General features: G+C 65.2%; 7 protein-coding genes. 5 read left to right on the forward strand and 2 right to left on the reverse strand.

What is annotated here, in order from left to right:
* Positions 1-278: 278 nt before the first annotated feature.
* From ACPZMI_RS00850 to ACPZMI_RS00870, 5 genes are all read left to right on the forward strand, one after another.
* A complete protein-coding gene (locus tag ACPZMI_RS00850) occupies positions 279-2,942 on the forward strand; it encodes a TonB-dependent receptor (RefSeq protein WP_426351486.1) in 2,664 nt (887 codons plus the stop codon).
* Positions 2,943-3,020: 78 nt separating this feature from the next.
* Positions 3,021-3,638 (forward strand): heme acquisition protein HasA, encoded by a 618-nt coding sequence (locus ACPZMI_RS00855; RefSeq protein WP_186710384.1) that lies wholly within the window; start codon positions 3,021-3,023, stop codon positions 3,636-3,638.
* A gap of 162 nt (positions 3,639-3,800) precedes the next feature.
* On the forward strand, positions 3,801-5,564 hold the full coding sequence (locus ACPZMI_RS00860) for a type I secretion system permease/ATPase (protein WP_426351483.1): 1,764 nt from the start codon (positions 3,801-3,803) through the stop codon (positions 5,562-5,564).
* 2 nt (positions 5,565-5,566) lie between these two features.
* The gene (locus ACPZMI_RS00865; RefSeq protein ID WP_426351484.1) at positions 5,567-6,916 is read left to right on the forward strand and encodes an HlyD family type I secretion periplasmic adaptor subunit; all 1,350 of its coding nucleotides are present in this window, start codon (positions 5,567-5,569) and stop codon (positions 6,914-6,916) included.
* A 4-nt stretch (positions 6,917-6,920) separates the two neighbouring features.
* Complete coding sequence (locus ACPZMI_RS00870; RefSeq protein ID WP_426351485.1) at positions 6,921-8,249, forward strand: TolC family outer membrane protein; 1,329 nt, start codon at positions 6,921-6,923, stop codon at positions 8,247-8,249.
* 49 nt (positions 8,250-8,298) lie between these two features.
* On the opposite strand, the gene ACPZMI_RS00875 is transcribed toward ACPZMI_RS00870, so the two are convergent.
* A complete protein-coding gene (locus ACPZMI_RS00875; RefSeq protein ID WP_186668378.1) occupies positions 8,299-9,816 on the reverse strand; it encodes a nucleobase:cation symporter-2 family protein in 1,518 nt (505 codons plus the stop codon).
* A 260-nt stretch (positions 9,817-10,076) separates the two neighbouring features.
* A complete protein-coding gene (locus ACPZMI_RS00880; RefSeq protein WP_411383261.1) occupies positions 10,077-10,451 on the reverse strand; it encodes a PilZ domain-containing protein in 375 nt (124 codons plus the stop codon).
* Positions 10,452-10,876: the final 425 nt, after the last annotated feature.

Raw genomic sequence — 10,876 nt, forward strand, 5'->3', positions numbered from 1 at the left:
TAGGAGCGGGCTTGCCCGCGAAAAGGACACCGCGGTTTCTGACCCCGGCGATGCCGGTGATCTCAGCCCCTTCCAACCCCCCCGCAAAATCTTTTTTCATTTTCCCTTACTGACTTTTCCACCCCTGCGCGTCTGATTGTTGAGATTGATTTTCATTACTAGAAAGCGCCAACAACAGACGAGCCTTCGCAGTGACCACGCCACGACAACAGACCCTTCGACCTTTCGGTCGCCTCGCCCTGGCCAGCAGCCTGGTCCTGGGCGCCTGTGCCTTGCCGATGGGGATCGGCATGTCCCACGCCGCGCCAGCGGCCAACGCCGCCAGCCGCCAACTGATCCAGTTCGACATCCCGGCCCAGGCGCTCGACAGCGCCGTGCTGGCCTACGCCGAACAGTCGGGTGTGCAGGTGTTCTTCGACAGCCGCAAGCTGGCCGGGCTGAACAGTGCAGGCCTGCAGGGCGCGCATGCCGCCGAAGATGGCCTGCGCCAACTGCTGCAAGGCACGCCGGTACGCTATCGCTTCAGCGCAGCTGGCCAAGTGGGGCTGGAGCGGGTGGAATCGGGCGACCAGGCGCTGGAATTGGGTGCGACCCACGTCGAGTCCACCCGTGACGGCGACTGGGTCTACATGACCCCGCGCTCGGTCAGCGTCGTCACCCGCAAGCATATCGACCAGCGCCCTCCGCGCCACGCTGCCGACATGCTCGAGCAGACCGCCGGCGTGTACACCGCGGTCAACCAGCGCGACCCCGGGCTGTCGGTGAACATCCGCGGCGTGCAGGACTACGGCCGGGTCAACATGAACATCGATGGCATGCGCCAGAACTTCAGCGTCAATGGCCATCAGCAGCGCAACGGCGTGATGTTCATCGACCCCGAGTTCGTGCAGAACGTCGAGATCGACAAAGGCACCTCCGCTGGCATGGGCGGCGCCGGGGTGATCGGCGGGATCGCCAGCTTCGGCACCATCGATGCCCGCGACTTGCTCGCGCCGGGCAAGGAGGTCGGCGGTCGCCTGCGCGCCGGGCATGGCATCGGCGCGCTGGGCAACGGCACCTACTTCAATGGCAGCGCGCTGTTCGCCGTGGGCAATGAAGTCGGCGACATCCTGGTCGGCCACAGTGAGCGGCATTTCGGCGATTACCGCAGCGGCACGCAAAACGCCGGTAATCTCGGCACCCAGATGCGCGGCAAGCTCGAGGACCGCCAGGCCTGGAAGAGCTGGCTCAACGGCGAGGTCGGCGGGATGGACAGCGTGACCCGCTCGCAGATCTTCAAGCTCGGCCTGAACCTGCCCGACGAGCAACGCCTGCAGTTCAGCTACTTCGAGACCGACACCGACAGCAAGGACGCCTGGACCGTCAAGGATTCCGGCAGCCATAACTACTACTACCGCGTCACCGGCACCAACGACATCAACGCCAGGAACGCGGCCCTGGACTACAGCTTCAACCCCAACGAGCTGATCGACTTCAAGGCCAAGCTCTACTACGTCACCACCCGCCAGGATCGCTGGAACGCCAACAACGCTTCGTCCGAGAACAGCGGCAACCGCGTCGAGGACTACACCGACCGCTACCAGACCGACACCTGGGGTCTGCAACTGCAGAACACCTCGCGCTGGCACCTGTTCCAGGCCGACAGCCTGACCTTCAACTACGGCAGCGAGGCGTTCCAGGACACCTTCCGCCCCAGCACCAACCGCATCGCCGCGGTCAACGAAACCGAGTCGCTGCCCTACGTGCAGGGTGCCAACCCCAAGGGCAAGCGGGTCATGGCCAGCCTGTTCGGCAACCTCAGCTACGAGCATGACGACTGGCTGGTGGTCGATGCCGGCCTGCGCTATGACCGCTATCGCCTGACCGGCAAGACCGGGGTCACCACCTGGATGTACCCCGAGGGCGTCACCGAGACCAACCTGCGCCGTCAACGCACCGACCTGTTGTTCGAGGAAGACCGCGAAGAAGGCCGTTTCTCGCCGACCTTCGGCGTCGCCGTGAAACCGGGCCTGGACTGGCTGCAGGTTTACACGCGCTGGGGCCGTGGCTGGCGTCCGCCGGCGGTGACCGAGGCGTACATGAGCGGCCGCCCGCATGGCGGTGGTAACGAGATGGTCTACCCGAACCCCTTCCTCAAGGCCGAGGAGTCGCACAACTGGGAGTTGGGGCTGAACATCTTCAAGGAGTCGCTGCTGCGCAGTGGCGACCGCTTCGCAGCCAAGATCGCCTACTTCGATACGCGCATCGACAACTTTTCGTTTCTCGACACCAACGCCAGCCTGCCCGGCTCCAGCGTATCGGGCATCGCCCTGGGCCGCTCGGTGTACCAGAACAACCTCGAGACCACGCAATTTCGTGGTGTGGAATACAGCCTCGACTATGACGCTGGTGACTACTACGGCCAGCTCAGCTACACCCACATGATCGGCAGCAACGACTTCTGCTCCAACCAGTTCTACCTGGGCGGCGCCCAACAGCTGGTCAGCGCCGGAACCGTGCTGCGCCCGGTGCGGGTCGGCAGCCGCATCATCATGCTGCCGGTACGGGTCTCGCGGGCCGAGGCCAATGCCACGGAAAACAACCGCGTCAGCTGCGGCGACATCATGGGCAACGCGTCCTACATGCCGGCCGACCGCGGCTCGCTGACCCTGGGCATGCGCTTTCTCGACAAGACCCTGGATGTCGGCATGCGCCTGCGCTACAGCGAAGGCAACGGCAAGAACCTCGACACCCACGGCTACAGCCAGATCGACCAGGCCATGTGGCCCAAATACAAAGTCTATGACCTGTACGCCAGCTATTGGATGACCCCCAGCCTGAACCTGGCGCTGTCGTTGGAGAACGCCACCGACGAGGCCTATTTCGTGGCCATGGGCGACGTCAACAACCTGTCCCTGGCCCGCGGCCGGACCTTGAGCGGCATGCTCGAATACCGATTCTGAAACACCTGGGTTCGCCCACTCCGGGCAACACGAGGGCAAGACGCCTTCGTCTCAACCAAGCAGCACAGAGGAACCGTCATGACTATTTCCGTCACCTACGATCCAGCGTTCGGCAGCGCCACCGTCGACGACTACCTGGCCTTCTGGAGCGCAGGTTTCGTCACCGCCGGTCACGGCTACAGCAACACCGGCGGCTTCAGCAATGGCAGCCGTGATGGCGACCAGTACGCCACCCATGGCGCCAATGGTTCGGACTACGCCTTCATCGCCGATTCCGACACCGCCAACGGCCTGCACTACGTCTTCGATCCGCTCAAGGCGCCGGGCGACAACCAGAACCACTACCTGTGGGGTTCGCTGGACAACGTCAGCCTCGGCGAAGTCCTCGGCGGTGGCGGTGGCAGCGACTTCAGCCTGAGCAACTACGTGGTCAGCTTCAACGGCCTGGACCTGGACGCCGCGCTGGGCGCTGGCCGTGCCGGCAACGAAGTACAGAGCGTGATCTACGGCCTGATGCAGGGCAACACCTCGGCGCTGGAAGGCGTACTGGATACCTTGCTGGCCAGCTACGGCGTGTCGACCGACAGCACCTTCGACGCCATCGCCGCGGCACTCGGTGGCGGGGCGTCGAGCTTCGCTGCAGCCGAGGCAGTGGGTGTTCAGGCGTTGCCTGAGGACCTGGCCCTGGCGGCCTGAGGCCGGGCATGAAAAAGGCCAATGGCAGATCGCTCTGTCATTGGCCGTGTTGCCTGCACCCTGGCCCATGTCTTGTCGGGCCCGGGCCGGGGTGCTGCGAAATTCTGCGAGGTGGCGGCTGCCGGGTCAATGGCGGCGCCGCCTCGTCCTTCGAGGTCATCGATGAGTACACCGCGCAACGCCGCTGCCGATGAACTGTGGCAGACCCTCAAGTCCTGCTGTGGCGGGCTGGGCAACATCGCCCTGTTCACCGCCGTGGCCAACGTGCTGATGCTGGCGCCGGCGCTGTACATGCTGCAGGTCTACGACCGGGTGCTGTCGTCGGGCAACGAGATGACCTTGCTGATGCTCAGCCTGATGGTGCTGGGCCTGTTTGCGTTTCTGGGTGTGCTGGAGTGGCTGCGCAGCCTGGTGGTGATTCGCCTGGGTACGCGCATGGACCTGCAGCTCAACCCGAGGGTGTTCGACGCCTCGTTCCAGGCCAGCCTCGACGGCCACAAGGGCAGTGCCCAGCAGGCCCTGGGCGACCTGACCCAGTTGCGCCAGTTCGCCACCGGGCAAGCGCTGTTCGCGTTCTTCGATGCCCCTTGGTTTCCGCTGTATCTGCTGGTGATCTTTCTGTTCAGCCCATGGCTGGGCTTGCTGGCAGTGGTTGGCGCGCTGCTGCTGGCCGGGCTGGCCTGGCTCAACGAGCGCCTGACCCAAGGCGAGTTCATCGAAGCCGGGCGGTTGTCGCAGCAGGCGATGCAGCAGGCTTCGAGCAACCTGGGCAATGCCGAGGCGATCGCCGCCATGGGCATGCTCGGCGCTGTGCGCCAGCGCTGGAGCCTGCTGCACCATGGCTTTCTGGCCCGGCAGAACCTGGGCAGCGAGCGCAGCGCGGCAATCACTGCGGTGTCCAAGAGCGTGCGCCTGGCGTTGCAGTCGCTGGTGCTGGGGCTGGGGGCGTGGCTGGCGCTGGAGCACCTGATCAGCCCGGGGATGATGATCGCCGGCTCCATCCTCATGGCCCGGGTGCTGGCGCCGATCGATCAGTTGATCGGTGTATGGCGCCAATGGGGTTCGGCGCGCCAGAGTGCCGAGCGCCTGGGGTTGCTGCTGCGCCGTTATCCGCCTCTGCCCAGCGGGATGCCGCTGCCAGCGCCACAGGGGCGGTTGCGGGTCGAGCAGTTGAATGCGCGGGTGCCAGGTGGGCAGCGTCCTTGTCTGAGCGGCATCGGGTTCGAGCTGGCCGCCGGTGAGTCGCTGGGGCTGATTGGCGCTTCCGGCTCCGGCAAATCGACCTTGGCCCGCTTGCTGGTAGGCGCTGCCAATCCGGAGTCGGGCAAGGTCTGCCTGGACGGCGCTGCATTGGCGCAGTGGCAGCCTGAGGCGTTGGGCGCGCACATCGGCTACCTGCCGCAAGACGTGCAACTGTTCGCTGGCAGCATTGCCGACAACATCGCGCGGCTTGGTGCGGTGGACGCCTCGGAAGTGGTCGCGGCCGCGCAGTTGGCCGGGGTACACGAGCTGATCCTGCAACTGCCGCAGGGTTATGACACGCAATTGGGCGAGGGCGGCGCGGGGCTGTCTGGTGGGCAGCGTCAGCGCATCGGCCTGGCCCGGGCACTGTACCGGCTGCCGGCGCTGGTGGTGCTCGACGAACCCAACGCCAACCTCGACGAAGCTGGCGAGCGCGCCTTGCTGGCAGCGCTCGCCGAGCTCAAGGCGCGGGGCCGGACACTGGTGATGATCAGCCACAAGTCGAGCCTGCTGCTGGGGCTGGACAAGCTGTTGGTGCTGCACGGCGGAGTGATGCAGCAGTTCGGCCCGACCACGCGGGTGCTGCAGGCCGCCACCCGGCCTGCGCCCCCCAGCGCCCCGCCACCTGCCGCGGTGCGTACCGGCGTGACTTACAGCTTCAACCAGGGTGGTCAGAGATCGTGAACATGAGTGTGCACCCGTTGTTTCCCCCCGCGCCCGGCCCTGCTGCGACGGGCAATATCCACCCCCTGCGTGACGACGCCCGCGGCCCGGCGAAGGCCGGACGCTGGCTGGTGCTGGCCGGTTTTGGTGGCTTCCTGTCATGGGCGGCGCTGGCGCCGCTGGACAAGGGCGTGCCGGTCAGTGGCAATGTGGTGGTGGCCGGCAGTCGGCAGGCGGTGCAGCACCCCACGGGCGGGGTGATTGGTCAGCTTTCGGTGCGCGACGGCGATCAGGTGCAGGCGGGCCAGGTGCTGCTCAGCCTCGACCCGACCCAAGCCCAGGCCCAGCAGGGTTCGTTGCGGGTGCAGTACGTGAATGCGCGGGCCATGGAGGCGCGGCTGCTGGCTGAGCGCGATTCGGCGCAGAGCGTGACCTTTCCGGCCGATCTGCTCGCCGAAGCCGCCACCCCCTGGGTGGCGACTGCGCTGGAAACGCAGCGACAACTACGCACCAGCCGGGCCCAGGCGCTGAGCCTGGAACTGGCGGGCTTGAACGAAAGCATCGCCGGTGCCGAAGCGTCGCTCAGCGGCCTGCAAGGTTCGATGAGCAGCAAGCAGGCCCAGCGCGAGGCGCTCGACGAGCAGTTGCGCGGCCTGCGCGAGCTGGCCCGTGACGGCTACATCCCGCGTAACCGCCTGCTCGACAGCGAGCGCCTGCTGGCGCAGGTCAATGGCTCGATTGCCGAAGACCTCGGCAACATCGGCCGCACCCGGCGCCAGGTACAGGAGTTGAAGCTGCGTGCCAGCCAGCGTCGCCAGGAGTTCCAGAACGAGGTACGCCAGCAGTTGAGCGAGTCCCAGGCCAGCGCAGAGGACCTGGGCAATCGCCTGCGCAGCGCCGAGTTCGACCTGGCCCACACCCAGGTGCGCGCGCCGGTCGCCGGCACCGTGGTGGGGCTGAGTGTGTTCACCAACGGTGGGGTGATCGCGCGTGGTCAACAGCTGATGGAAATCGTCCCCCGCGATGCGCCGTTGCTGGTCGATGCTCGCGCGCCAGTAGAGCTCGTCGATCGCCTGCGCCCGGGCCTGCCGGTGGAGTTGCTGTTCGTCGCCTTCAACCAGAGCACCACGCCACGGGTGGCGGGGGAGGTGAGCCTGGTCTCGGCCGACCGCCTGCTCGATGAAAAGACCCAGCAGCCTTACTACCAGGTGCGCATCAAGGTCAGCGACGAGGGCGCGCGGCAACTGGCTGGCCTGGATATCCGCCCGGGCATGCCGGTGGAAGCTTTCGTGCGCAGTGGTGAGCGATCGCTGCTCAGCTACCTGTTCAAGCCGCTGGCCGACCGGGTGCACATCGCCCTGAGCGAGGAGTGAGCCGATGCGCCTGTTGTTGCCCATCCTGTTGTTGGGCCTGGTTTTGCCAGCGCATGCCCTGGACTTGAGCGATGCCTACGCCCTGGCCCTGCGTAATGATCCGACCTTGCACGCGGCCATCGCCGAGCGCGATGCCGGCGTCGAGAACCTCGCCATCGGCCGCGCGGGGCTGTTGCCGAATCTCTCCTATCGCTACAACCGTGCACGCAACGACTCGGAGGTGACCCAGCGCAGTCAGTTCGGCGATGTGACCAGCCAGCGTGACTACCGCAGCTACACCTCGACCCTGACTCTGCAGCAGCCGTTGTTCGACTACGCAGTGTGGAGCGACTATCGCCGTGGCGTGGCCCAGGCAGCGATGGCCAACGAGCGCCTGCGCGGTCGCAGCCAGGAACTGATGGTGAGGGTGTTCTCCGCCTACAGCGAAGCGCTGTTCGCCGACGAGCAGATCGCCCTGGCCCAGGCCCAGCGGCGTACCTTTGCCGAGCAACTGCAGCTCAACGAGCGCTTGCTCAGGAATGGCGAAGGCACCCGCACCGATGTGCTGGAGACGCGCGCCCGCTACGAATTGGCCCAGGCTCAGGAGATCGAGGCCGGCGACAATCTCGACGCGGCCTTGCGCAGCTTGCAGGCGATCATCGGTGAGGCGGTCGGCGCCGAAGACCTCGCGCCGATGTTGCCGTCGCGCTCGGTGCAGCCGCTGGTGCCAGCGCGTTTCGAGCCCTGGCGCGACCTGGCCTTGGCGCACAACGCCGAGCTGGCCAGCCAGCGGCATGCGCTGGACGTCGCAGCCCAAGGGGTGGAGCGTCAACGTGCCGGGCACCTGCCGAGCCTGAGTGCCTACGTCAGCAAGGGAATTTCCAGTTCGAGCTCGGAGAGTACCTACAACCAGCGCTACGACACCGACAGCGTCGGCATCCAACTGAGCGTGCCGTTGTTTGCCGGTGGTGGTGTGTCGGCGCGGGTGCGCCAGGCGCAGGCCGAGCGCGATGGCTTGCAGTTCCAGGTCGATGCGCAGGTCAGCGACACGCTCAATCAGTTGCGTCGCCAGTTCAACCTGTGCGCCAGCAGCACCGCGAAGATCCGCGCCTACGGGATGGCAGTGAATGCGGCCAGTGCGTTGGTCGAGGCGACCCGGCGCAGCGTGCAGGGGGGAGAGCGGGTCAACCTCGATGTGCTCGATGCCGAGCAGCAGCTGTACGGGGCGCGGCGTGATCTGGCCCAGGCCCGGCATGAGTACCTGCGGGCCTGGGTGCAGTTGCGCTACTTGGCGGGGGTATTGGATGCCAAGGATGTGGAGGTATTGAACGGGTACTTCGTGGCGCGCGGTTGAAGGCGGTGTCGCTTGATGGCTGCACCGCTTCTATGGGCTTTGCATCCTGTCAGTGCTCCGCCACCGCCTTGCGTCTGAGCACCTGTTCGCCGTGTTCATCGATGTCCATCACCGGCACTTCGTTGCCATCGGCATCGAACAGCTTGCCATCCTTGAAGTAGTCGCCATCGCGCAGCACCGAGATGTCCGAATACTGGATGGTGCGCTCGTACCCGGCGGCGAATACCGACTGCTGGTCCGAGTTGCCGGCGGTGAAGTGGTTGAAGATCAGGTTCAGCAGGATCGCCATGATCGCCGCCGAGCTGATGCCCGAGTGGAAGATGGTTTCGAACCAGCTGGGGAACTGGTGGTAGAAGTTCGGCGCGGCGATAGGGATCATGCCGAAGCCCAGCGAGGCGGCCACGATGATCAGGTTGACGTTGTTCTTGTAGTTCACCTTCGACAGGGTGCGGATGCCGCTCGCCGCCACGGTGCCGAACAGCACGATGCCTGCACCGCCCAGCACCGGGGTGGGTACTGCGGCAATGATCCGGCCCATGATCGGCAGCAGGCCGAGCACCACCAGGATCACCCCGCCGGTGGCGACCACGTAGCGGCTCTTCACCCCGGTCACGGCCACCAGGCCGACGTTCTGGGCGAACGCGCTCTGGGTGAAGGAGCCGAAGATCGGCGCCAGGATGCTCGATGCCATGTCGGCGCGCAGGCCGTCGCCCAGGCGCTTGGAGTCGACCTTGGTGTCGATGATCTCACCGACCGCGAGGATATCCGCCGAGGTCTCCACCAAGGTCACCATGATCACGATGCACATCGACAGGATCGCCGCGATGTGGAACGTCGGCATGCCGAAGTGGAATGGCGTGGGGAAGGCGAACATCGGGCCTTCGCCGACCTTGCTGAAATCGGCCATGCCCAGTGCCCAGGCGATCAGCGTGCCGGCGACCATGGCCAGGAGGATCGACAGGCGGGAGATGCTGGCGCTGCCCAGCTTGCTCAGCAGCAGGACGATGGCGAAGGTCAGCGCCGCCAGGCCGATGTTGGCCATGCTGCCGAACTCCGGCGAGGCGCTGTTGCCGCCCATCACCCAGCGTGCGGCCACCGGCATCAGGGTCAGGCCGATGGTGGTTATGACGATGCCGGTGACCAGCGGCGGGAAGAACTTGGTGATTCGCGAGAACACCGGAGTGATCAGAAAGCCGATCAGCGATGCCGCCATGACTGCGCCCAGCACCGCCGGCAGGCCTCCGCCGCCCTGGCTGCCGAGAATCGCCCCCATGGTGGCCACGCCAGCGAACGACACGCCCTGTACCAGTGGCAACTGGCAGCCGAAGAAGGGTAGCCCGAGGGTTTGCAACAAGGTGGCCAGTCCGCCAGCAAACAACGATGCGGCAATCAGCAGGCCGATCTCCGCCGGGGCCAGGCCGGCGGCCTGACCCAGGATCAGTGGCACGGCGACGATCCCTCCGTACATGGTCAGGACATGCTGCAGGCCATAAGCCAGGTTGGCACCAAGCCCGAGGTTTTCGTCCTCGGGGCGCTTGGCAGGAGACGTGCTGGTGGACGTAGTCATTGGAGCAGGCTCTCTGTTTATTGTTGTGCCGATACTGTAGACAGCTCCGACAAAATATTGCCAGATAAATTGTATACAATATTTTGATCTGGGCAGCCGCAGACCCGGCAGGACGGTGTTCCTGACCGCAATGCAGATAGCGTTCCAATATGGGGAGGGCGGTTTAGAAGGGTGTGTACAAAAAGCTTGGCAGCCTGTGAAAAGCTGTCTAGATGGGCAGGAAATAGGGGTGGGTCATTTTCTTAGCAGGCTAAAAGATTTCAATCTTCGATAAGTTCGCGAAGTTCGCGCATCATTTCGGTGCTGTCGGCCAGGTTCAGCTCCACAAGACGGTGCAGATGGGTCATCGAATCGACGTCGATATAGAGGCAGACGAAACCCAGGCGAGTGGGTTCTTCGTGGCGCAGTTCCACCTGCATGCGGACCTTGACCTCTTTGTCGAGGTGGATGAGCGCATCGAAATCCTGGGTCAGGTCGGCGTCCCAGGGCTCCGGCCGCTCGACCAGCAGGCCCTTGAGCGACAGGTCGAGCAGTTTCACCGGCCAGCGCCGGCTGCCCTGCTTCAGCTCGGTGGGGGCGTCGAAGTCGATGCGCTGGAAGCGCCTGCGCTCGTCAGTTCCGGAAGGATGGGTCATGGCGGATCCTCGTCAGTTGATCTGACTATAGACCAGCCACGCCCGTTGCGGTTTGGCCGCGACTGATGCGATTCAGCCTGTGCCAGGACGGGCGCTGGGCTGCTCCGCCTGCTGGGGGGGCGCGGGGGTGATCAGTGGCTCCTTGCGAACCTGCAGCGCGACCAGAATCCCTGCTGCCAACAGCACAAGCAAGCCGATTTGTATGGCCCGGATACGGTTCTTCATTAGGGCATCCCTGCCTCGATCAGCGATGCCGAAATGATCGAGCGGTCTGGGCTGCAGCACAACTGGCAGAAATATCAGGTCGCTTTTCGCACCCTGCCCGGGGCGAGCTCGGGGGGAGGGGGGAGGGGGGAAATAGAAGGAGGGAAGAGTGAAGGAGGGGACCGAAACCCAGGGGGGGGTACCCTCCACCACCCCACCTG

It is taken from the genome of Pseudomonas wayambapalatensis (genome assembly GCF_049942315.1).
Classification (GTDB): domain Bacteria; phylum Pseudomonadota; class Gammaproteobacteria; order Pseudomonadales; family Pseudomonadaceae; genus Aquipseudomonas; species Aquipseudomonas wayambapalatensis.